We start from the raw sequence: 22,447 nt of genomic DNA, 5'->3' as shown, positions 1-22,447 counted from the left end.
AGAGGGGCGTCCATGAGCTCGAACGACTCGTCAGTGGCGCTTGTCCACATCGACGAAGTCGATCCGTGCACCGTTCTTGCCCGCGAGGGCGTTGACCACGGTGCGGAAGGCGCTGGCGGTGCGGCCGCTGCGACCGATGACCTTGCCGAGGTCGTCGGGGTGGACCCGGACCTCGAGGATCGAGCCGCGGCGAAGCTGCTTGTCGCGCACCGTGACGTCGTCGGGGTGGTCGACCACGCCGCGGACGAGGTGCTCAAGCGCCTCTGCGAGCATCAGGCCTGAGCCTCAGCGTCGTCGGCAGCCTCGGCCGGAGCCTCAGCAGCGGGAGCCTCCTCAGCCGGAGCCTCCTTCTTCTTCGACTTCGCGGTGACGGCGTCGAGCGACGGCTGCGAGTGAGCCTCGGCCAGGGCCTTGTTGAACAGGTCCAGCTTGTCGGCCTTCGGAGCGGCGACCTTCAGGGTGCCCTCGGTGCCGGGGAGACCCTTGAACTTCTGCCAGTCACCGGTGATCTTCAGCAGGACCTCGACCGCCTCGGTCGGCTGAGCGCCGACGCTGAGCCAGTAGGCGGCACGCTCGCCCTTGATCTCGATGAAGGACGGGTCCTCCTTGGGGTGGTACTTGCCGATCTCCTCGATGACCTTGCCGTCGCGCTTGGCGCGGGAGTCAACGACGACGATGCGGTACTGGGGAACCCGGATCTTGCCGAGGCGCTTGAGGCGAATCTTGGTAGCCACGTCTGTGGTGTCCTTTACGTTTCAGTGGGTGAGGCTCTCGGCGCACTGGTGGGGAACACCGGCGCTTCGATCCTCGGATGGGCGCTGGGTGACGGTGAGAGGGGCCGACACACAGGACTCAGCCCCCAAGTCTGCCAGAGCCGCCCGCGGCACCGAAATCGGTGGTTGACTCCTGGTATGTCCCGTCTCGGCTCGCAGGTCCCGCTGTCACGACGCTTCCCCGCGATCCGGCCGGCGGCCATCCGCGCCCACCAGCTGCGCCGGCTGTGGCGCTGGCACCGTGACACTGCCAGTGGCCGGGTCACCTGGGCAACTCAGCAGGCCGCACCGCTCCCGGTCCGGACCCAGCGGCACGCCTCCCTGCTGCTGCGCGAGCTGGGCGAGTCCGAGATGTGGATGCAGCACAACAAGGTCACCAACCTGCGCCTGGCGAGCGCCCACACCGACGGCCTCCTGATCCGTCCGGGCGAGACGTTCTCCTTCAACAAGGTGGTCGGCAACTGCACCCGTCGCAAGGGGTACGTCGACGGGATGCGGCTCAGCGAGGGCGAGGCGATCGCCGGTGTCGGCGGCGGGATCTGCCAGCTGGCCAACCTGATCCACTGGATGGTGCTGCACTCCCCCTTGACCGTGGTGGAGCGCTCCGAGCACAGCTTCGACCCGTTCCCCGACAACGGCAGGGTGCTGCCCTGGGGCGTGGGCTGCTCGATCGTGTGGAACTACGTCGACCTGGTGGTCCGCAACGACACCGACGTCACGTTCCAGCTCCGCACCGGCGTCGGCGAACGCCATCTCGAGGGCGAGCTGCGGGCCTCCGGCGAGCTGCCGGTCAGCTACCACGTGCGGGCCGAAGGCGAGCGGTTCACCCGCGGGGAGGACGACGAGATCTGGCGGTCCAACGAGATCTGGCGGACCCTCGTCGACCGGCACACCGGGACCCCGGTCGCCGACGAGCTGGTCAAGGTCAACCGGGCGCGGGTGAAGTACCCCGTCGACGCCGCCCTGGTCGCCGAGCCTGCGGGCTGAGCCCGGTCGCCGCTGCCGATCGAGTCAGCCGGTCGAGTCGGCTCAGCCGATCACGGCCCCGCGCAGGACAATCGCCGCCGGTCGCTCCGCCGTCACCGACAGGTCAGCGAGCGGGTCGCGGTCGTAGACCACGAAGTCGGCCTCGCTGCCCTCGGCCAGGTCGGGGGTGAAGCCGAGCCACTCCCGTGCCCGCCAGCTGGCCGCGCCGAGCACGTACTCGGCCGGTAGGCCCAGGTCGGCCAGCGCCGCGATCTCGCACCACAGCGTGCCGTGCCCGCGGTTGGCGGCACCGTCGGAGCCGGCGTACAGCGCGACTCCGGCCTCCCAGGCGCTCATCACCGTCTCCCGGCGGCGGGCGTACAGGTCGGTCATGGTGGTGGCGTAGGCGGGGAACTTCGCCTCGGCCGCCGCCGCCAGGTCGGGGAAGATCTCGATCTGGGCGACCGTGGGGACCAGCGCGGTGCCGCGGGCGGCCATCTGCTCGACCAGGTCGAGGCCCAGGCCGGTGCCGTGCTCGATGCAGTCGATCCCGGCCTCGATCAGGCCCGGCAGCACCTCAGCGCCGAAGCAGTGTGCCGTCACCTTCGCCCCGGCGTCGTGGGCGGCGGCGATCGCGGCAGCGAACTCGGCGGCACTGAACGACGGCTTGAGGTCGCCGACCCCGCGGTCGATCCAGTCCCCGACCAGCTTCACCCAGCCGTCGGAGCGGGCCGCCTGCTCCCGGACCGCCGCGACCAGGTCGACGGGCTCGACCTCATCGGCGTAGCCGCGCAGGTAGCGCGCCGTCCTGCCGATGTGGCGCGCGGCCCGGATCAGGCGCGGCAGGTCGTCACGGTCCTGGACCCAGCGGGTGTCGCTGGCCGCTCCGGCGTCGCGGACCAGCAGGGTGCCGCCGTCGCGGTCGGCGATCGCCTGGGCCTCGGTCTCCTCGCGGCTGATCTCGCCGCTCGGGCCCAGTCCGATGTGGCAGTGCGCGTCCACCAGGCCCGGCACGATCCAGCCCCGCGCCACGACCTCGGCACCGGCCTGCAGCTCGTAGGTGATCCGGCCGTCGACGACGTACAGGTCGCGGACGTCGCCACCGGGAAGGACGGGACCGTGGAACTTCAGTGCACGCACCCTGAGAACCTAACTGCTGGTGGAACTCCGCCGTGCGCACGGGTAGCGGGGCTCTCACCAGCGGTCATCCCAGCCGGGCGACCAGCCAGGTCGAGGGCCGCACGTCCCCGTACGCCGACACGTTGGCCGCCAGGGCCCGGTCCGAGGTCACCACCACGACCCGATCCCCGCGCCCGTGGGCGGCACGCGCCTGGGTGAGGATCATCGAGTCGCCGTCCTTGGGGGCGTGCACCACCCGCATCCCGGGGGTGCGGGTGACAGGCACGCCGGCCTTCGCCCCGCCCTCGAGGACGAGCACGATGGTGTCCTCGGCCAGGTCGGCGGCGCAGATCGCGTCGTACAGCCTCGCCGCCGCCCCGGCACGGTCGTTCCACCACCCGTTCGGCGTCGCGCCCACCACGTTGGCGGCGTCGACGACCAGGACGGAGGGCATCGTGCCTACTTCAGGAACTTGGCGAAGTCCGCGGGCAGGTTGAGGTTGGCCGCGGCTGCCTCGTAGTCGATCTCGGTGCCGCCCGGTGTGCCGAACGGGTTGGCAGCGGCGGGAGCCGGAGCAGCCTTCTTCTCCTGGGCGGCCTTGGCCGGGTTGCCGGACTTGCGGGCACCCTTGCCCTTCTTGACCTGGGCTGCCTTCTTGGCGCCGGCACGCTTGCCGAAGCCCATCCCGGGGGCACCGGGCATGCCCGGCATGCCACCGCCCGAGGCGAGCTGCTTCATCATCCGCGAGGCCTCGGTGAAGCGCTCCACCAGACCGTTGATGTCGGAGACGGAGCGACCCGAACCGCGGGCGATACGGGTGCGCCGGGAGCCGTCGAGCAGCTTCGGGTTGGCCCGCTCGGCCGGGGTCATGGACTGGATGATCGCCTGGATCCGGTCGATCTCGCGCTCGTCGAAGTTGGCCAGCTGCTCCTTGAACTGGCCCATCCCGGGCAGCATCCCCATCAGCTTCGACATCGAGCCGAGCTTGCGGATCTGCTGCATCTGGACGAGGAAGTCGTCGAGAGTGAACTCACCGGCGCCGAGCTTCTCGGCGGCCTTCTGGGCCTCGTCGGCGTCGAACGCCTTCTCGGCCTGCTCGATCAGGGTGAGCATGTCGCCCATGTCGAGGATCCGGCCGGCCATCCGGTCGGGGTGGAAGACGTCGAAGTCGGTCATCTTCTCGCCCGAGGAGGCGAACATGATCGGCTTGCCGGTCTGCTTCACGATCGACAGCGCCGCGCCACCACGGGCGTCGCCGTCGAGCTTGGTCAGCACGACGCCGTCGTAGCCGACGCCGTCGAGGAAGGCCTGCGCGGTGTTGACCGCGTCCTGCCCGATCATCGCGTCGACGACGAAGAGGACCTCGTCGGGCTGGACCGCGTCACGGATGTCGGCGGCCTGAGCCATCAGCTCGGCATCGATGCCGAGGCGACCGGCGGTGTCGACGATCACCACGTCGAACAGGCGGCGCTTGGCCTCCTCGAGGGAGGACTGGGCGACCTGGACCGGGTTGCCGACGCCGTTGCCCGGCTCGGGGGCGAAGACCGGGACGCCGACCTTCTCGCCGTTGACCTGGAGCTGCTTGACCGCGTTGGGGCGCTGCAGGTCGCAGGCGACCAGCAGCGGGGACTTGCCCTGCTCCTTGAGCCACAGCGCCAGCTTGGCCGCGAGCGTGGTCTTTCCGGCGCCCTGGAGACCGGCGAGCATGATCACGGTCGGGCCGGAGCCGGACTTGGCGAACTGGATCCGGCGGGTCTCGCCGCCGAGGATCTCGATGAGCTCCTCGTTGACGATCTTGACGATCTGCTGGGCCGGGTTGAGCGCCTGGCTCACCTCGGCGCCGCGGGCACGCTCCTTGACCGCGGCCACGAACTCCTTGACCACCGGCAGCGCGACGTCGGCCTCGAGCAGCGCGATACGGATCTCGCGCGCGGTGGCGTCGATGTCGGCCTCGGAGAGCCGGCCCTTCCCCCGGAGGTTCTTGAAGGTGTCGGCAAGCCGGTCGGAGAGAGTCGCGAACACAGGTGGTCTTTCGTCAGGCGTGGCGGGTCAACACCCAAGCCTACGGGGCATCGCCCTGGAGTGCTGCACGGACGGCATGAGCAGCCTCGGCCGCCCGGGTGTCGGTGAGCGCTCCGGCATGGGATTCTCGGACGTAGAAGACGTCGACCGCCTGCGGGCCGAGGGTGTCGACGTGGGCCGAACGGACCGTCATCTCCAGTCGCGCGAGCGCCGCGCAGACCAGGTAGACGATGCCGGGACGGTCGGTCGCCCTGACCTCGATCACCGTCGACTCCTGACTCGCCTCCGGTCGTACGGCGACCGACGGAGCGAGCTGGGCGGGGCCGGCGGGCCGCAGCCGGCCGACGGGATCGACCCGGCCCTCCCGGATCGCCTCGTAGCGGGTCCGGAGCACCGCGGCGTCGACCCCCTCCTCGGCGAGGTCCCACACCGAGACGCCGTACGGCGGCTGGTCCCAGACCCGGGCCGCGCGGACCCGGATCCGGCCGGTGGCCAGGGTTGCGGCGACGTCGGCGAGCAGACCGACCCGGTCCGGGGCGATCACGGTGAGCCGTTCGCCGTCACCGGCACGCTCGATCTCCATCGAGATCGCACTGCCCGCTCCGCCGCGCCCCCGGACGGCCTTGCCCAGCGCCTTCGGGATGGCGACCTCCTCGCCGGCCAGCCGGTCCCCCGCCGGGCCGCCGGCCAGGGCGGCACGGGCACGCCGGGCCAGGTCCAGGATCAGGGCGGCCCGCCACGAGGACCACGCCTTCGGGCTGGTGGCGCGGGCGTCGGCCTCGGTCAGGGCGACCAGCAGGTCGAGCGCCTCGGGAGTGCGGATCTGGGTGGTGATCGCCGCGACCGTGGCCGGGTCGTCGGGGTCGCGAGTGGTCGCCGTGGTGGAGAGCAGCAGATGCCAGCGGACCAGGGTCTCGATCAGGTCGACGGCCTCGTCGTCGAAGCCGAGCCGCTGGGCGATCGCCCGGGCCAGCGGAGCACCGGCGACGCTGTGCTCGACCAGACCACCCTTGCCGATGTCATGCAGCAGCGCCGCCACCATCAGCACGTCGGGCCGGGCCACGGTGCGGATCAGGGCGCCGGCCTCGACGCAGGTCTCCACGACGTGCCGGTCGACGGTGAAGCGGTGGATCACCGAGGCGTGCGGCAGGAGCCGGATCCGCTCCCACTCCGGCAGCAGCTGGTCCACAGCCCCGGTCTCATCGAGGGTCTCCCAGACCGCCAGCAGCCCCTTGCCCGCAGCGAGCAGCCGGACCAGGAGCTGGCGGGCCTCGGCCGGCCACGGGGTGGGCAGCGGGGCGCTGGTGGCCGCGAGCCGGGCCGCCGTCGGCGGAGCGAGCACGACGTCGTTCTCGGCGGCCAGGGCCGCCGCCCGCAGGAAGAGCAGCGGGTCGGTGGCCGGGTCGGCCCCCTTCTCCAGCACGATCTCGCCGCCCGAGAGCGCCACCCCCGCCTCCAGCCGGCGCAGCTCGGGCCGGCGCGGCGCGCTCGCCCGGGGCCGGGACAGGACGGCGTCGACCCGGCGCCAGGTGAGGCGGGACAGATGGGTGAGGCGCCGGCCGAGACGGCGTACGTAGGCCTGGGCGGCACGCTCATCGGGCAGAGCGAGCCGCTCGGCCAGCGGCGCCCAGAGCTCGGGGGTGATCCGGTCCCCCGCCCGGCCGGTCAGGTCGTGCAGGTGGTCGCGGACGTCGAGCAGGTCCTGGCGGCGCGGCTCCAGGTCGGTGTGCGGCACGTCGACCAGCCAGGTCGCCACGATCGCCTTGAGGATGGTGGCGTCGCGCAGTCCCCCGGCGGCCTCCTTGAGGTCGGGCACCGAGGCGTGGGCGAGCTCGCCCATCAGCTCATGGCGCTGCACCGTGATCCGGCGCAGCTCGGGCAGCCGCGACCGAGCCTGCCGGCGCCAGTGCGCCAGCATCTCACCACGCAGCCGCAGCGACAGGCCGGCGTCCCCGGCCAAGTGGCGTACGTCGAGCAGGCCGAGCGCCACCCGGACGTCGGCGGTGGCTGCCTCGACCATCTCGGTCACCGACCGGACCGAGTGGTCGAGCTTCACCCCGGAGTCCCACAGCGGATACCAGAGCTTGGTCGGGACCTCGCCCAGGTCGACGCCCTCGTCGTGCACCAGCACCACGTCGAGGTCGGAGAACGGGGCCAGCTCGCCGCGGCCGAAGCCTCCGACCGCGACGAGCGCCACTCCGGGGGTGGCGGTGTTGACACCGGCCGCCTGGGCGAAGGCGTCCTCGCACAGGGCGTCGGCCGCCGCCGTCCGCTCGGCACGTCCTGCCGCACTCACGCTGGTGCCCTCCCCCGGGTCAGCAGGTCAGATCGCCGCGGCGTCCTGGTCGCCGGTCCGCACCCGGACCACCGACTCGATCGGCGCCACCCAGACCTTGCCGTCACCGATCCGGCCGGTGTGGGCGCTGCCCAGGATGGCCTGGACCACAGGGTCGACGTCGGGGTCGGGTACGACGATCTCGATCCGGATCTTGGGCACGAGGGCGACGTCGTACTCGGCACCGCGGTAGACCTCGGTGTGGCCCTTCTGCCGGCCGTAGCCGCTGACCTCGCTCACCGTCATCCCGGTGACACCGACGGCCTCGAGAGCGACGCGGACGTCCTCCCACTTGTGCGGCTTGATCACCGCGGTCACGAGCTTCATGAGGTGTCTCCTCTTCAGGGCTGATTACAGAGCGGCTGCGTCACGGTCACCGGTTCGGACCCGGAACACCGCCTCGATGGGACTGACCCACACCTTGCCATCACCGATCCGGCCCGTCTGCGCCGTCGCGATGATCGATCGGACCACCTCGTCGGCGTCAGCGTCCTCGATGACGATCTCGATACGGATCTTAGGCACCAGGGCGATGTCGTACTCCGCGCCGCGGTAGACCTCGGTGTGGCCCTTCTGGCGGCCGTAGCCGCTGACCTCGCTCACCGTCATCCCGGTGACGCCGAAGGCCTCCAGTGCCTCGCGGACGTCCTCCCACTTGTGCGGCTTGATCACCGCGGTCACGAGCCTCACGACAGCACGCCCGAGCCGCCGGCGATGTCGTAGGCGGTCTCACCGTGCTGGTCGGAGTCGATGCCCTCGACCTCGGCCTCCTCGCTGACCCGCCACCCCATCGTGTACTTGATCGCCAGGGCGAGCAGCGTGGTGATCACACCGGTCCACACGACGGCGATCAGGACGCCCATGAACTGGTCGCCGAGGGAGCCGAGGCCGCCACCGTAGAAGAGACCGTTGATGCCCCCCGGAGCCTTGGCGCTGGAGAAGAGGCCGATCAGCAGGGTGCCGAGCACACCGCCGACGAGGTGGACGCCGACCACGTCGAGGGAGTCGTCGAGGTTGAACCTGTACTTCAGGCTCACCGCCCAGGCGCAGACGGCACCGGCGATCGCACCGATCGCGATCGCGCCGACGGGCTGCACCGCACCGGTGGCCGGGGTGATCGCGACCAGGCCGGCGACGATGCCCGAGGCAGCACCCAGCGAGGTGGCCTTGCCGTGGATCAGGCGCTCGACGATCAGCCAGGCGAGCATCGCGGCGCAGGTGGCGACGGTGGTGGTGAGGAAGGTGAAGCCGGTCTCGGAGATGAACTGCTTGACCTTGTCGGCCTCACTGGCGCCGGCCGGGAAGACGATCGAGCCGACGTTGAAGCCGTACCAGCCGAACCAGAGCAGACCGGCGCCGATCATCGTCAGCGGCAGGCTGTGCGGCTTCATCGCCTCACGCTTGAAGCCGATCCGGCGCCCCACGATCAGGGCCAGGATGCCGCCGGCCACACCGGCGTTGATGTGGACGACCGTGCCGCCGGCGTAGTCCTGCGGCGCCCAGTGCTGGTTGATGAACCCGCCGCCCCACACCATGTGCGCCATCGGGAAGTAGCACAGCGTCACCCAGGCCACGATGAAGACCACCCAGGAGGAGATCTTCACCCGGTCGGCCACCGCACCGCTGATCAGCGCTGCCGTGATCACCGCGAAGGTGAGCTGGAAGGCGACCGCGATGTAGCCGCCACCCTCGGAGGTGACGCCGTCCAGACCGAACAGGCTGAACGGGTTGGCGAAGAAGCTGGTGCCGCCGGTGCCGAAGGACTCCGACCAGCCCCACAGCACGTAGACGAGCCCGATGACGCCCATCGACAGGTAGGACATCATCATCATGTTGAGCACCGACTTCGAGCGGGTCATCCCGCCGTAGAAGAGTGCCAGCGCAGGCGTCGTCATCATGAGGACGAGAGCCGTCGCCATGATCATCCAGGCGTAATAGCCGTCCACGGAACCTCCCAGGTGAAAGAACTCGGTACGCCGACGTGCGCGTCGTACCCTCTTCCCTCACCTTCATCCGGGGACGTTTCCGGTCCGGGCGCGCGGTGTTTCAGCGAGGTATCAAGTTCACCGAGGAGAAGAGCCGCACCGGGATCGCGCTAGCATCTGCGCTTGTGTCTGCACTTTCGGTTCCCTTCACGCTTGCTGAGGTGTACGAGCAGTTCGGCACCACCTTCGAGGACGATCTCGGCAACCGGATCGAGATCGGCGGAGAACTGACGGAACAGGCGCTGGCCAACCTCAAGCGGGTCGTGGTAAGCCAGTGGACGGGGCGCGGCAACCATCTGGTGCTCACGTCGCTCGACTTCCACATGTCCGACGTCATGCGCGTCTACATGACCTACGGCTCCTACGTCGAGGTCGGCAAGCTCCTCCTGATGGCCGACATGCGGATCTACGCCGGAGACCGCGCCCACGTCGTCATCGGGGATGACGGCATGTTCGCCTCCGACGTCGAGGTCTTGGCCAGCAACGTTCACACCGTCTTCGATCTCGACGGCACTCCTAACAAGGACAAGAAGACCGAGATCGGTCCCCATGTGTGGCTGGGGAAGGGTTCGCGGATCATCGCTGGTTCGACCATCGGGCGGGGAAGCGTGATCGGCGGCTTCTCTGTCGTCGCCGGTCGGATACCTAACAACTGTGTGGCCGCAGGCAACCCGTGCAGGGTGGTCAAGAGAAACATCTTCTGGGGCCGACGCCGTGCGCGACCGGTCGCGAACTACCACGAGCTGCCCACCGATTTCCAAGACGTGCCGGCCGAGTACATCGGTGCCACGATCGACGACAGCCAGCCGCAACGCCGCCGCTGGGGACGAGGATTCCGACGATGAAACTCTCACTGATCATCCCCACCTACAACCGCACGAACCTGCTCAATCGCGCTGTCTCGTCGGTGTTGGCCCAGGTGTCAGACCGGCATGAGATCGAGGTGCTCGTCTGCGACGATGCCAGTTCGAGTGCGGCAGCCCTCGAGCTCCTCGACTACTACGAGAACTCCCTCAGCAAGCACTACCCCATCTCGGTCCATCGCCTGGAGGAGAACTCCGGTGGAGCCTCGGCCCCGCGAAACCTGGGCCTTGAGGTGGCGACCGGTGACTACGTCCTCTTCATGGATTCCGATGACTGGCTAGGCAGCCAGGCAATCTCGAAGATCTTCGAGTTCGCACGCCGAGTCCCCGCCGACGAGATCGCCATCAACATGGCATCCGACGACGGGCGAGCTGGAATCTCTCGTTGGGCTGCCACCGTCGAGTCGGCCAACCGCTTCCAGGCGCTCAGCACCCTGACACCGCTCAAGCTCTTCCGCACCGAGCTGATCAACAAGCTCAACCTGCGGTTTGACCCCGACCTCGTGGTGAACGAGGACTTCCTCTTCGTCTTCTCGTTCGTGGTCAACGCAGAGTCCTACGCCTTCCTGGCCGACTACGACTACTACCACGTGTCGCATCGCGTCACCGAGGGTCAGGGTGCCGAATTCGGGCACCTCACCGTGCACGCCTCGGCCGACGAACGCCGAGCAACCATGGTCGAGTCCCAGATCAACGCGATCGACAAGATGCTGACCGCTCTCGCACGGTGTCCCCTGCCCGTCCAGGAGAAGCTGCGGATCTGCCGGAAGGTGCTTCTCTACCGTGCCTTCAAGATCATGTCGATCCCCTATGGCATCGAAGTTCAGGTCAAGAACGGCCAGGAGGCACTGCGTCGCAGACTGCACGAGGTCTTCACCCGGCACGCCGCCGTTCTCCTCCACGCCGCAGGCGAGGCAAACCCGACCGACCCGCTCGCCCCCGAGCACACAGCACTCCTCGAGGCGATCATCGGCAACGACTTCGACCGGGTCAGGGCGCTGGTCTGAGCCGCTCTCGTCGAGCGGCGATCGTCGCTGCGATCCCTGTGCTGAATGCGGTCGCTGCAGCGAAACCCGTGTCGGCGATCAGACGGCTGATGTCGGGGATGGACGAGTCCAGCACAGCAGACTTGTAGGGAACCTCGCCGATCCCGAGCGGCAGGGAAGGATCGATCGCATCGCGGATCGCCTCCACATACGACGCCAGCGGCTTCGCAACGCCACTACCGATCGGATAACGCGCGCCAGCCCGTCCGTGTTCGACAATCAGATGGAGTGCTTCGATCAGGTCATCGACGTACAGGTAGTCCCAGATCTGCTCCAGGCCCGTCGTGCTCGGCCGTTCGCCCCTCAGCAGAGCGTCGATCGCATAGGTGATGAGGTTGGAATCCTCACGATCCGGGCCGTAGACACTGGTGATCATGGTCCACACCAGGCCGACGCCGGACTGGGCGCACCGCACCCCCATCAGCTCGCGAGCAGCGACCTTGGCGGCCGCGTACAGGTCGACGGGCGACGACGGCTCGGCGCCGGAGACGGGACCACGGTGCAGTCCGAACTCCGACATGGAGCCCGCGCACACGATCCGCTCCACGCCCATGTGTGCCGCAGCGTCGACGAGGTCGAGCGACGCCGCCAGGTTCGGCAGTTGAGCGGCAGGGACGTGACGGCTTTCGGGGTTGGCTCCGGCCCAGGCGAGATGGACGATGACATCCGCCTCATCGACCAACGTCGGCAGTGACCGCAGATCACCCAGGTCGCACTCGACGGTGTCCGCGTCGGCCAGACTCACAGAGCCCGGACGAACGACAGCGATCACCTCGTGCCCGCTCGCGGCAAGGCGGGACACCAGGCGCCGCCCGATGAATCCGCGAGCGCCGGTGACGACCACCTTCATCCAGCGGCCGCCTCACCGAAGTACTCGGCAATCTGACGGTCGGTGACGGCAACCAGGTCCTCGCCCTGGGCGCGGGCCTTCTCCCACTCGACGACCCGGGTGATGGCCTCACGCACGCCCCACCGAGGCCGCCAGCCCAGCCGCGAGGCGATCTTCGAGGAGTCCAACCGGAGCAGTCCGGCTTCGTGCGGGCCGTTCCACTCCCCTGCATTCCAGCGGGCACCATCGGCCCACGCGTCACAGAAGATCGCCACCAACTCGCCGGTCGACACGTTGTCCGCGTCGGCGGGCCCGATGTTGTACGAGCCGGCAAGACCCGGGTTCTCCGCCTGCTCGAGCGCGAGGCCGAGATAGGCGCCGAGAGGCTCCAGGACGTGCTGATAGGGCCGGACCGAGTGCGGGTTGCGCACGCCGATCTCCTGTCCCACCGAAGCTGCCCTGACGCAATCGGGGACGATCCGGTTCTCGGCGACATCGCCGCCGCCGATCACGTTGCCGGCCCGCGCCGTCGACACCGCGACACCGGCCGCGGTCAGGAACGACTGCGCGAAGCTCGAGGTGACGAGCTCAGAGCAGGCCTTGCTGTTGGAGTACGGGTCGTGCCCGCCAAGACGGTCGACCTCGCGGTAGGCCCAGTCCCACTCCTGGTTCTCGTAGACCTTGTCGGTCGTCACGTTGACCACCGAGGTGACGCCGCCGCTGTGGCGTACGGCGTCGAGGAGGTTGGCGGTGCCCATGACGTTGACACCGAACGTGTACGTCGGGTCCTCGTAGGAGGCGAGCACCAACGGCTGAGCGGCAAGGTGCAGCACGATCTCGGCGCCAGAGGCGCGCATCGCCTCGTTGACCGCTGCCGCGTCCCGGATGTCTCCGTGCAGAGACCGCATCTCAGCGGAGAGACCAAGCCAAGTGAAGAGGGCGTTCTCCTCACCGACCGGGAGGCTGAATCCGGTGACCTCGGCGCCCGCCTTCACCAGGACACGACTGAGCCAGGCCCCCTTGAATCCGGTGTGGCCCGTGACCAGGACGCGTCGGCCGGCGAACCTGCTCAGATCCAGACTCATGACCACAACTTCCAGCGCGCCTGGCCGCTGTCCCAGATCGATTCCAGCTCACGCTTGTCACGCAGGGTGTCCATGCACTTCCAGAATCCATCGTGCCGATAAGCGCGCAGCTGGCCTTCACTGGCAAGACGCTTGAGGGGCGCCTGCTCCAGGACGGTCTCGTCGCCGTCGAGGTAGTCGAAGATCTCCGGGTTGAAGACCATGAACCCGATGTTGATCAGGGCTCCATCGGTGTCGGACTTCTCCCGGAAGTCGTTGACCTGGCCATCGGCATCGACATCGATGACGCCGTACTGCTGTCCGACGTTGAAGACCGAGATCGTCGCGATCTTGCCGTGTGACCGGTGGAAGTCGTAGAGCGCCTTGACATCGATATCGCTGACACCGTCGCCATAGGTGACCATGAACGGCTGATCGCCGACGTAGTCCTTGATCCGGCGGATTCGCCCACCGGTCATCGTGTTGAGGCCGGTGTCGGCGACCGTCACATGCCAGGGTTCGGAGACGCTGCGATGGATCTCCATCTCGCCACCCTTGGCGAAGTCGAAACTGACGTCGCTGGTGTGCAGGCTGTAGTGGGCGAACCACTCCTTGATCACGTACTGCATGTAGCCGCCGCACACGATGAAGTTGTCCAGCCCCTGGGCGGAGTAGCTCTTCATGATGTGCCACAGGATCGGCTTCCCGCCGATCTCCACCATCGGCTTAGGCCGGAGGTGGCTCTCCTCGCTGATCCGGGTGCCGTAGCCCCCGGCCAGAATGACTACCTTGGGTGCGTCCTCAGCCATGTCTCTATCCGATCGATGTGGCACCGACGGGGGCCAGTGCCTGGCACTCAGCGAGCACGGTCTTCAACTCAACGTCGCCCTCAGCGACCCGTGCCAGGATTCGGTCGCGGTACTCCTCCGCGAGCCTCCCCCAGGTCAGGTCTCGCAGTCCGTCCAGGTCGAAGTCCACGGCGATCCGCAGGTTGTCCCGCAGCCCCTTGACGAGATCGAGGGTTCGTCGCTCGTCCCACGTCAACTTCTGGTGACCCCAGCGGTAGCGGTAGGTCGGCAGTGCGACAGCGTAGAACGAACCTGCCAGGGCCATCGCCCGGACGAAGAACGGCGGGTCCTGGAAGCGAATGTACGGCGGGAAGTGCAGATCGTGTTCGCGCAGGAACGACGTCTTGTAGATGAAGCGGTGGAATCCGTAGTCGAACTGGTAGTCCTTGTACTTCACCAGCCCGTCCTCGGGGAACGTGTACTTGGCGTAGATGCCCGTCCACGACGTGCGGGTCTTGCCGTTGCCGTGATCCTCGCTGAAGGACCCACCCGCGATGGCCACACCACTAGCCTCGGCCTCCACCCACAGCTTCTTCAAGGTGTGGTGGCTCGGGTAGTAGTCGTCGGCATCCATGAAGGCGACGTAAGCACCACGTGCCTCGTCGAGTCCACGGTTCCGGGTCGGGCCCACCCCCACGTTCTTCTGGTGAATGATCCGGAAGCGGGGGTCGTACTTGGCGTAGGTGTCGAGGATGCGCGCCGAGTCGTCGGTGGAACCGTCGTCAATACACAGGAACTCGGTCCGGTCCAACGTCTGCCGGACCAGGCTGTTCAAGCACTGGACCAGGTGCGCTCCGGCGTTGTGCACCGGGACGATCACCGTCATCCGGATCTGCTCGGGGTCCTCGACCGTCTCGTCATCGAGATCGATCGACGTCGACAGGTCACTCATCTCAACCTCAGTCATCGTGGCGTCCTTCCCCACACTCATCACAGCGACCCGAAGAAGGCGAGATCCGGCGAGGTGGCGAGCCACGTCGCCTTGGCGCCGGAGTAGCTCGCCTCGGCGTGCGCAACACCCGCTTCGTCGAGCGCCGCGCCAATCTCCGCGGCGGTGCGCTGCTCGCCCTGGCGGTTGTAGTCGTCCAGCAGGATCACGAAGCGACTCTGGAGCGACTCCGGGATCAGATCGAGGACATCGATCCGCGAGTAGACCTTGGCGTCGCCGCCGAATGGTCCATCGATCACGACCAAGTCGTAGGTCGTCGTTCCAATCGCTTCCTTGAACCCGGCGTAGCGAAGGACGCTGGGATCCTCACGGTGGCGTTCCCGCTGCAAGTCGAGCAGCTCAATCCGAGTGGCGTCAGCAACAGTGAATCCCTCGGTGAAGAAGTCGACCCACTGCTGGTCGTGCTCGACCACCGTGTGGGCGACGTCGCCCGCGTGGGCGACGTACTGCGAGATGACCTTGGTCGACTGGCCCAGGCCAAGCTCCAGAATCGATGTCGGCCGCATCTCGTCGAGCACCCGGTAGAGCGCATAGAGCGCCGGATAGCCCAGCGCCCAGCGGCCTGGGGAGAGCGTCTGGTCGGTGAACCAGGCGCTGTCTCGAACGGTGTCGTGGAAGACCGCGCTCCACACCGACTCACTCGAGGCCCGCAGTGCCTCGCTGGCGCGGGCATGGACGTCTCCGACCGATCGCGACACGCGTCCACCGGTCTCCACGACGGAGGACACGATCCGCGACTCAGAGTCGACCAGGGCCTTCGGCAGGGTCTCCGAACTCTTCTCCATGCGGGTGAGCCGCTTGCTGAGGTCGGCCTGGCGGGCAACCAACTGAGCGAGGAGCTGCTCCTGGCGCTGCGCCAGCGCATTGGCCTGACGCATGGATGACGGCACGTACTTGGCGGCCGCTCCCTTGAGTCGAGCAGCCGACGACGGCTCCGGGGCCGGGGCCGCCTTTGCCACCGCAGCGGGGCCTGCGGACCCGCTGGGAGCAGCGCCCTTCCCCCCGGCAGGCGCAGCCGCCTTCTTCGGCGCCGGCGCAGGTGCCGGCGACGCCGCAGCACGGAGCTTGCGCGGAGCCGCGACGATGGCACGGCCCACCTTGTAGGACCGGGAGGACCGAAGCTGCTCCAACTCGGCGGTGGTCTCGTCGAGACGTTGGCGGAGCTTCTGAATCTTCAGGTCCATCCGCGCGGCCGAGATCACATTCCGGCGGATCTGCATGCGGGAGAAGTCAGACTCGGAGCCGGAATCACCACGGCGCTCCTTGATCAACGCGCTGCGCAGCGTGATCGACTTCTGTGCCCCGGCCGCCATGGCCGAGGTGAGGAACTGGTCGATGATCTCCTCACGCATCGGGCTGAGCATGGCGTAGTGCCACCACCGGTCGGAGAAGTCCGCGGAAGTGTCCAGCCACGGCTTACGGGTGTCGGCGTAGTGAATCACCACCGGCGACTCGACTCCCTGAGCCCACTCCGCCTCGGACCAGGTCTGCTTCACGCCGCGGTAGGCGAAGAACTCGTCCTGGTTCGCCGGGTTGTACTTCGTCATCACGTTGAACTTGAACGGCAGCACCCGAATGCCGTCGTAGCAGGCGACATTGAGGACGTCCTGGTCGTCGGACTCGAAGTCCTTGGTGGCGAGGTCCATGAAGACCGCCTCAAGTCCGTCGGCGCGGATCTTGTCCAGGTTCATCAACAGCGATCCGGCATTGAGGTACCGGTCGTAGGACGGAAGCCCAATCGCCTGGGCCTGCTCGTCAGAGCGCACCCGATACCCGGCAGCGGCAACGCCCGCGAGGTACTTGTCGTCGACCACCCACCGCAGCATCGGCGTGAGGTCCTGCTCCACCACGATGTCGGTGTCGAGATAGATGCATCGCTTGAGATCGGGCAGCAGCGACGGGAGCAGCAATCGGAAGTACGTGTGCACCTGGATGTGCTCGGTGGCGACCGTGATGTCGGAGAAGCGCTCCCCCACCGGGATGAAGGTGATGGTCGTTCCCGGATACCGGTCGATCAGGCTCCGAAGCTTCGCAGTGATGTCCTCCGGATACTCCTCGGAGACAAGCACGTAGAAGTCGTAGGACGTGTTCTGCTTAGCGTTCTCCACGATGGAGGTCATCGTCACCGACAGCGGCAGCACGTACGACGGACTGGCGGCCAGGGCGATCGGGACGGAGTGCGGTCCTTCGGAGACGACCATGGGCAACTGCTTTCCGTTGTAGCCCCTCGCGAGGAGCTCTGTGATGAAGATGCCTGAGAGCCACTCCGAGACGAACATTCGGCGGGTGCCGAGATCGACGCGCTCTTCCAGTTCGGCCAGGATCGTGAAGACGAAGTTCGCATACTCGAAGAACAGGTCCTTCGGCATGATGAACATGTTGCAGAAGATGGCGCGCTTGCCGTTCAGGTACCGGTGCGCGGACTTCTTCATGTCCGGGAAGCGCTCTTCGAGAATCTCGACTGCGGTCTCGAGGTCGCCGACGTGGTGGTTGTTGCGGTAGTGATCCCACATCGACGTACGCCGGTGAGGGCGGGTGTAGACGAAGTCGCACTCGGTGAGCAACTGCTCCACGGCCTCGGGGCTGTACCCCAAGGTCTCGGTGAAGTAGTCAGGCTCACCCAGGTTGGTGGCTTCGTACTGGAGCTTTTCGCCATCCTTGAACATGAAGTGCCGGCGGTAGTGCATGAACCCGATGTAGTCGGGGTCACCGAGCTCGGCGTAGTTCTTCCACGCCCAGTAGTGGGTGGTCATCTCGTTGTAGGAGGAGTTCTTCTCCGAGATGTTGTCCCCGGTGTCGTCGCCGAGGGTGTTCTCCACCAGCCACATCAGGTCGGGGTTGTCCGGAGCCATCCGTTGACGAGCAAGAGCCCGCCCAGCGTGGACCGGCGTGAGCACCGAGTCCGAGACCAGGACGTCAGGCTTGTGATAGGCGACGACGATCTTGATAGATGTCACAGAACAGCGAACTCCTCCAGTAATAGAACCGGGACGACAGTACCGCAGCGCCTAGCGCCTCTCGAATCCCACTGTCGGGCCCGGCGTGGCGTGAAATCAGCCTAAAAGGGCGTCGACGAACGCCTGCGGCGAGAAGGGCGCCAGATCGTCGGGGCCCTCGCCCAGCCCGACCAGCTTCACCGGTACGCCGAGCTCGCGCTGGACCTGCACGACGATGCCGCCCTTGGCCGAACCGTCGAGCTTGGTCAGCACGATGCCCGTCACCTCGACAGCCTCGCTGAAGACGCGGGCCTGGATCAGACCGTTCTGCCCGGTCGTCGCATCCAGGACCAGCAGCACCTCGGTGACCGGCGCCTGCTTCTCGATGACGCGCTTGACCTTGCCGAGCTCGTCCATCAGCCCCTGCTTGTTCTGCAGGCGGCCGGCGGTGTCGACGATCACGGTGTCGACGCCGTCCTCCGCGCCCTTCTTCACCGCATCGAACGCGACCGAGGCCGGGTCCCCGCCCTCGGGACCGCGCACCACTTCGACGCCGACCCGCTCCCCCCAGGTAGCGAGCTGCTCGGCGGCGGCAGCACGGAACGTGTCAGCCGCACCGAGCACGACCGAGCGATCCTCGGCGACCAGGATGCGAGCGACCTTGCCCACGGTGGTGGTCTTGCCGGCACCGTTGACGCCGACGACCAGCACCACGCCGGGCTGCCCCTCAGCGCCGCTGACCTGCAGACGGCGATCCATCTCCGGGTCGACCAGGCTGATCAGCTCCTCGCGCAGGACGCGCTTGGCCTCGGCGGCATCGCCGCCCTCGACCCGCAGGCGGGTGCGGAGCTTCTCGGCGAGCTCCTGGGTGGGCGCTACTCCCAGGTCGGCGGTGATCAGGAGGTCCTCGATGCCCTCCCAGGTGTCCTCGTCGAGCTTGTCGCTGGAGAGGAAGGCGAGCAGTCCTCGGCTCAGAGCCGAGTTCGATCCGGCCAGCCGCTCACGCAGCCGGACCAGCCGCGAGCTGGTCGGCTCGGGCTTCTCCCGCACGGGCGCGACCGACTCCGGCACCAGCGGGGTCTCGTCCTCTGGTTCGGCTGTGGGCTCCTGGGACGGAGCCGCAGGGGCCGACGGGGTGATCTGCTCCTTGCGGGGAGCCGGGGCCACCGTGCCCCGCGGAGCACGCGTACGGACGAGCAGGAGTCCTGCGCCGACGCCGATCACGAGGATGGCGACGAGCAGGGAGATCAGCAGAACCATGAAGCTATCCAATCAGAATGGGAGATCAGGCCCGACCACGCGCACGCTGCACGCGACGGGCGATCGGCATCAGAGCGGGAAAGGCGCGAAGCACCCGACGGGCGACACGTCCCAGGAGCCGGGGACGGCCCGCCTCCACGGCGGCACTCGTCCCGGCGGGCGGGGTCGGCGTACTGGCACTGCGCTCGGTGTAGAAGACCATCCACTGCAGCAGCTGCGCGGCGTCGTCGAGCGTCGGCTCCGGAGAGAACTCCGCAGGGAGCGTGCCCGCCACCAGGTCGCGATAGAGCCGAGCGAAGTCGTACCCCGCCGCCCGGCGCGCACCGACCAGGGAACCCTCAGCCAGGCGCCGGTAGCGCTCCGGATCCGCGGCGATGTCACGCACCTCGCGGGCCAGCCCGGCCGCGTCCCCCTGCGGCACAGCTACGATGCCGTCGTTGTCGGCGACCACCGCAAGCCACGGCAACTCGTACATCACGACCGGGAGTCCGCGCGCCTGCGCCTCGGCGATGGTGAGCTGGTAGCCCTCGATGATGCTGGTCGTGATGAACAGGTCGGCGGCGTCGATCGTCTCGATCAGCTCCGCCCCGCGTCGTGGCCCGACCACCGCGACCTGATCCTCAAGATGCCGTTGAGCGACCAGTGCCCGCAGCTCCTCGGCGGTCATGTCGGTCCAGTCGGGCCCGACGATGGTGAGCCGGAAGTCGACGCCCAACCGGCGCAGCTCCACCGCGACCGCGACCAGCTGACGCACCTGCTTGGTGCGTTGCTCGAGTCGCCCCCACCAGACCAGCCGCAGTGGCTCCCCCGGCGCCGCGATCGTGGGCGTCTGGGCCGCTGACTCGAGCAGCATCGGGGAGGGCGGATTCGGCAGGTAGGCGGTGTGCTCGATCCCGCGCAGCTTCCAGAACGCGACGTCGAGTGGCGAGAGGGTGACCAACTGCGCCAACGCCCCCAGATGCCCCTGGAGAAAGGTCAGCAGATCGTTGCCCGTGTAGACCGGACGCAGGGAGAAGTTGTGGATCCAACCGATGGTCGGCACGCCGACCGCCCTGGCCATCAACGCATAGCCCGGCCACGCCCTGCTGTAGAGCACCTGGTGATCGATGATCACATCGACCGACTCCTCGCGGCACAGCTCGGCCCAGGCCGCCAGGCGCGCGGATCGGGAGCCGCTCAGTTCGACGAACCGGACTCCGTCGGGCAGTTCGTCGGTGATGCTGCCGGGCCGGCTGACAGCGATCGTCACCCGACACCCCGCCGCCAGCAGGAACCGAGCCTGCGAGAGGAGCACTCCGGACACGCCGCCGTTCTGCAACGCCTTGGTCGACAGCAGCACACTGCGGACCGGCCGGGTGCCCAACTCGATCCGGCGCCCATGCCGGGCCAGCGACTCCACGGCCGGCGGATAGAACTCCACCGCCGCCTGCACGACCTGCTCGGCCGGCACCGTCGCCTCCAGCAGTGCCACGGCCTCGGCCTGCAGACCCTCAGCGACACTGTCGTGCAGGTAACGCAACACGTTGGCGATCACTGCGAGCCGCGCCGAGGCCACACTCGCGCGCAGTTGCTCCGGGTCGGGGTGCTCGGACTGCAGCCCGTCCACGGCGGCCTCCAGCGCCTCGACGGAGTCCATCGCCCCGAGGTAGAACGCGAATCGAGAGATCTCCTCGACCCGATGCCCCGACCCGCCGCGGCGGAAGTAGTAGCGGTACAGGCGGTCCTGAATCGAGACGTAGCTGCGCGCCTGGGCGACGGCGAGGAACGTGAGCGGGAGGTCGTTGATCCGCGGCAGCACCAGGTCCTCAGGGAACGCGGCGTACGCCTGGAGCAGCAGCGTGGTGCGGAAGAGGTAACGCCAGAGCTGTCCCTGCGCCGCCTTGCCGACCGGGAACAGGCCACGGAGCACCTCGTCGCCGCTCAAGGACTCGTGCACGGGTGCCAGACGGGACTGATAGCCGGCCACGGTGCGGCCGTCGTCCAACAGCACCTCCACACCGAATCCGACCAGATCCGCGTCGCTGCGCCGAGCCGTGGCGACCGCCGTCTGCGCCGCGGTCGGCGCCAGCTCGTCGTCGCCGTCGAGGAAGAGCACGTACGGCGCCGTCGCGGCCATCACGCCCGCACGGCGGGCTTGGAACGCGGAGGCGTTGCTCGGCTGGCGCACCAGGCGTACCCGTGGGTCACGGCCGGCGAACTCCTCGACGATGCGAGCGGTGCCGTCGCTGGAACAGTCGTCGACGCAGAGCACCTCGATCTCGGCCAGCGTCTGGGCACAGCAGCTCTCCAACGCCGCCGTCACCCACTCCTCGTCGTTGAAGAGCGGGATCACGATGGCGACGTGAGCGGGCGTGGACATGAGTTCTCCGTCTGCTGGGGGCACTGGTCGGCCGGGCGGGTCGAGGGTCAGCCGTCGATAGCGGCGTGGATACGACGGTCGAGGTCACCGATGCGGATCCGGGCCTCGTCGAGGGCGCCGGCGAGGCGAGAGCGCTGCACTGGGATCGCCTCGCCCATCTGTCCAAGCTGGTCGTAGGTGCCGACACTCGATTCCAGGCCGACCACCGCCAGCATCCGGGAGAGCTTCTCGGGGTCGGCCGCCGAGCCCACCGGCACGGCCCCTTCGGTTGCGGCGATGATCAGACCGTGGGCACGGTCGCTGACGACGGCAAGCGAGCGGCCGTAGACCTCACGCACATGCTGGTCGAGATCGTCGTGCCTCGTGCTGGCCGCCACCAGGTACTCACCCCCGAGCGCCTCAGCGAGCCGGACAGCACGCGGGGCGTCACGGGCCACTTGGGCGACCGTGACGATCCGGGTGCCGGTCTGGTGAGCGAGTCGGCGTACGTCGTCGAGCCACGCATCTCCGGGCCAGGCCCGGTCGAAACGGAGCGTGAGGGCCAGCAGCGGCCGGTCGGCATCGGGCGCCCATTGGGCGCTGGGGGTGCCCAGGCCGAAGGCCCAGTCCGGGGCCACGTCCCCGAAGCCCGCAGCACTCTGGGAGACGGCGTCACGCCAGCTCACCACCGCAGCCTCGACGAAGGAGCGGTGAAAGTCGATCGCACCGGGCTCGGGATGCCGGATCCCGATCCCGGCAGCGATCACCGTGCCGCCGCGGGCCGCTGCCCGCAGGGCCACCTCCCCGACAGCCTCGGCGGGAAAGACTCCCTGCGGCGGGTTGATCTCACCGGCGTTGAGGAAGTGCACCGGGCGGGTCGCGGCGTCGCTCGCCGCAACCCACCCCGCGCGGCTCGGATAGACCCGGTCCTCGGGAGCCAGCGCCAGTCCTGACACGTAGTCGGAGGTGGGTTGACCGAGGAAGAGATGGATTCGGTGGCCGCGCCCGCGCGCCGCATTGAGGTAGGCCGCGCGCAGCACCGAGTCGCCGAGGTTGTCGTCCTGCCCCCCGAGTTCGATGAAGACGTCGCGTGTCTGGAGGTCGGCCACGGCGC

General features: G+C 68.2%; 20 protein-coding genes. 3 read left to right on the top strand and 17 right to left on the bottom strand.

The genetic code is table 11. The features are described 5' to 3' along the window. Nucleotides 1-30: 30 nt before the first annotated feature. Nucleotides 31-273, bottom strand: coding sequence for an RNA-binding protein (locus tag Q1V88_RS07840; RefSeq protein WP_300680195.1), 243 nt, complete (start codon nt 271-273; stop codon nt 31-33). Next, nucleotides 273-734 (bottom strand): 30S ribosomal protein S16, encoded by a 462-nt coding sequence (gene rpsP / locus Q1V88_RS07835; RefSeq protein ID WP_300680193.1) that lies wholly within the window; start codon nt 732-734, stop codon nt 273-275. Before rpsP ends, Q1V88_RS07840 begins: the two co-directional genes overlap by 1 nt. Before the next feature lie 177 nt (nt 735-911). On the opposite strand from rpsP, the gene Q1V88_RS07830 reads away from it, so the two are divergent. Then, nucleotides 912-1,760: a VanW family protein gene (locus Q1V88_RS07830; RefSeq protein ID WP_300680190.1), complete on the top strand. Its 849-nt coding sequence runs from the start codon at nt 912-914 to the stop codon at nt 1,758-1,760. Nucleotides 1,761-1,802: 42 nt separating this feature from the next. Here the strand turns inward: Q1V88_RS07830 and Q1V88_RS07825 are convergent, their stop codons facing one another. The 7 genes from Q1V88_RS07825 to Q1V88_RS07795 form a co-directional block, all read right to left on the bottom strand. Beyond that, on the bottom strand, nt 1,803-2,879 hold the full coding sequence (locus Q1V88_RS07825; RefSeq protein ID WP_300680187.1) for an amidohydrolase family protein: 1,077 nt from the start codon (nt 2,877-2,879) through the stop codon (nt 1,803-1,805). Between the two features lie 64 nt (nt 2,880-2,943). Further along, entirely contained in the window at nt 2,944-3,312 is a 369-nt protein-coding gene (locus Q1V88_RS07820; protein WP_300680184.1) for a hypothetical protein, read from the bottom strand. 5 nt (nt 3,313-3,317) lie between these two features. Continuing rightward, entirely contained in the window at nt 3,318-4,880 is a 1,563-nt protein-coding gene (gene ffh / locus Q1V88_RS07815; protein ID WP_300680181.1) for a signal recognition particle protein, read from the bottom strand. 40 nt (nt 4,881-4,920) lie between these two features. Then, nucleotides 4,921-7,176 carry a [protein-PII] uridylyltransferase gene (locus Q1V88_RS07810; RefSeq protein WP_300680178.1) on the bottom strand — a complete coding sequence of 752 codons (2,256 nt, stop codon included), beginning with the start codon at nt 7,174-7,176 and terminating at the stop codon, nt 4,921-4,923. A gap of 27 nt (nt 7,177-7,203) precedes the next feature. Beyond that, a complete protein-coding gene (locus Q1V88_RS07805) occupies nt 7,204-7,542 on the bottom strand; it encodes a P-II family nitrogen regulator (protein WP_300680177.1) in 339 nt (112 codons plus the stop codon). 24 nt (nt 7,543-7,566) lie between these two features. Then, nucleotides 7,567-7,905 (bottom strand): P-II family nitrogen regulator, encoded by a 339-nt coding sequence (locus Q1V88_RS07800; protein WP_300680174.1) that lies wholly within the window; start codon nt 7,903-7,905, stop codon nt 7,567-7,569. Beyond that, a complete protein-coding gene (locus tag Q1V88_RS07795) occupies nt 7,902-9,161 on the bottom strand; it encodes an ammonium transporter (protein ID WP_300680170.1) in 1,260 nt (419 codons plus the stop codon). Before Q1V88_RS07795 ends, Q1V88_RS07800 begins: the two co-directional genes overlap by 4 nt. Before the next feature lie 200 nt (nt 9,162-9,361). Between Q1V88_RS07795 and Q1V88_RS07790 the strand changes: the two genes are divergently transcribed. Together Q1V88_RS07790 and Q1V88_RS07785 are read left to right on the top strand one after the other, a co-directional pair. Further along, the gene (locus Q1V88_RS07790; RefSeq protein ID WP_300680168.1) at nt 9,362-10,045 is read left to right on the top strand and encodes an acyltransferase; all 684 of its coding nucleotides are present in this window, start codon (nt 9,362-9,364) and stop codon (nt 10,043-10,045) included. Next, the gene (locus Q1V88_RS07785) at nt 10,042-11,070 is read left to right on the top strand and encodes a glycosyltransferase family A protein (RefSeq protein ID WP_300680165.1); all 1,029 of its coding nucleotides are present in this window, start codon (nt 10,042-10,044) and stop codon (nt 11,068-11,070) included. The genes Q1V88_RS07790 and Q1V88_RS07785 overlap by 4 nt, the downstream gene beginning before the upstream one ends. Here the strand turns inward: Q1V88_RS07785 and Q1V88_RS07780 are convergent. From Q1V88_RS07780 to Q1V88_RS07745, 8 genes are all read right to left on the bottom strand, one after another. Next, complete coding sequence (locus Q1V88_RS07780) at nt 11,054-11,959, bottom strand: NAD(P)-dependent oxidoreductase (RefSeq protein WP_300680162.1); 906 nt, start codon at nt 11,957-11,959, stop codon at nt 11,054-11,056. The two genes, Q1V88_RS07785 and Q1V88_RS07780, sit on opposite strands and share 17 nt — an antisense overlap. Further along, a complete protein-coding gene (gene rfbG, locus Q1V88_RS07775) occupies nt 11,956-13,023 on the bottom strand; it encodes a CDP-glucose 4,6-dehydratase (RefSeq protein WP_300680159.1) in 1,068 nt (355 codons plus the stop codon). Before rfbG ends, Q1V88_RS07780 begins: the two co-directional genes overlap by 4 nt. After that, nucleotides 13,020-13,811: a glucose-1-phosphate cytidylyltransferase gene (gene rfbF / locus Q1V88_RS07770; protein ID WP_300680156.1), complete on the bottom strand. Its 792-nt coding sequence runs from the start codon at nt 13,809-13,811 to the stop codon at nt 13,020-13,022. The genes rfbG and rfbF overlap by 4 nt, the downstream gene beginning before the upstream one ends. Nucleotides 13,812-13,815: 4 nt before the next feature. Beyond that, the gene (locus tag Q1V88_RS07765; protein ID WP_300680153.1) at nt 13,816-14,757 is read right to left on the bottom strand and encodes a glycosyltransferase; all 942 of its coding nucleotides are present in this window, start codon (nt 14,755-14,757) and stop codon (nt 13,816-13,818) included. Nucleotides 14,758-14,780: 23 nt separating this feature from the next. Beyond that, nucleotides 14,781-17,756 (bottom strand): DUF4422 domain-containing protein, encoded by a 2,976-nt coding sequence (locus tag Q1V88_RS07760; RefSeq protein WP_300680151.1) that lies wholly within the window; start codon nt 17,754-17,756, stop codon nt 14,781-14,783. 96 nt (nt 17,757-17,852) lie between these two features. Then, entirely contained in the window at nt 17,853-18,995 is a 1,143-nt protein-coding gene (ftsY, locus tag Q1V88_RS07755) for a signal recognition particle-docking protein FtsY (protein WP_300680148.1), read from the bottom strand. Nucleotides 18,996-19,020: 25 nt separating this feature from the next. After that, entirely contained in the window at nt 19,021-21,354 is a 2,334-nt protein-coding gene (locus Q1V88_RS07750; RefSeq protein WP_300680146.1) for a glycosyltransferase, read from the bottom strand. Nucleotides 21,355-21,401: 47 nt separating this feature from the next. Further along, nucleotides 21,402-22,442, bottom strand: a complete 1,041-nt coding sequence (locus Q1V88_RS07745; protein WP_300680143.1) for a hypothetical protein — start codon at nt 22,440-22,442, stop codon at nt 21,402-21,404. Nucleotides 22,443-22,447: the final 5 nt, after the last annotated feature.

Source organism: Nocardioides sp. (assembly GCF_030150155.1).
In the GTDB taxonomy this organism is placed as follows: Bacteria; Actinomycetota; Actinomycetes; order Propionibacteriales; family Nocardioidaceae; genus Nocardioides.
This window is presented reverse-complemented; position numbering and strand designations above follow the sequence as displayed.

What these genes read in the sequence shown, in the direction of transcription:
- Q1V88_RS07840 (WP_300680195.1), bottom strand. Translation starts at nt 273, where the DNA reads ATGCTCGCAGAGGCGCTTGAGCACCTCGTCCGCGGCGTGGTCGACCAC.
- Q1V88_RS07830 (WP_300680190.1), top strand. Translation starts at nt 912, where the DNA reads ATGTCCCGTCTCGGCTCGCAGGTCCCGCTGTCACGACGCTTCCCCGCG.
- Q1V88_RS07820 (WP_300680184.1), bottom strand. Translation starts at nt 3,312, where the DNA reads ATGCCCTCCGTCCTGGTCGTCGACGCCGCCAACGTGGTGGGCGCGACG.
- Q1V88_RS07805 (WP_300680177.1), bottom strand. Translation starts at nt 7,542, where the DNA reads ATGAAGCTCGTGACCGCGGTGATCAAGCCGCACAAGTGGGAGGACGTC.
- Q1V88_RS07785 (WP_300680165.1), top strand. Translation starts at nt 10,042, where the DNA reads ATGAAACTCTCACTGATCATCCCCACCTACAACCGCACGAACCTGCTC.
- Q1V88_RS07780 (WP_300680162.1), bottom strand. Translation starts at nt 11,959, where the DNA reads ATGAAGGTGGTCGTCACCGGCGCTCGCGGATTCATCGGGCGGCGCCTG.
- rfbG (WP_300680159.1), bottom strand. Translation starts at nt 13,023, where the DNA reads ATGAGTCTGGATCTGAGCAGGTTCGCCGGCCGACGCGTCCTGGTCACG.
- rfbF (WP_300680156.1), bottom strand. Translation starts at nt 13,811, where the DNA reads ATGGCTGAGGACGCACCCAAGGTAGTCATTCTGGCCGGGGGCTACGGC.
- Q1V88_RS07765 (WP_300680153.1), bottom strand. Translation starts at nt 14,757, where the DNA reads ATGACTGAGGTTGAGATGAGTGACCTGTCGACGTCGATCGATCTCGAT.
- ftsY (WP_300680148.1), bottom strand. Translation starts at nt 18,995, where the DNA reads ATGGTTCTGCTGATCTCCCTGCTCGTCGCCATCCTCGTGATCGGCGTC.
- Q1V88_RS07750 (WP_300680146.1), bottom strand. Translation starts at nt 21,354, where the DNA reads ATGTCCACGCCCGCTCACGTCGCCATCGTGATCCCGCTCTTCAACGAC.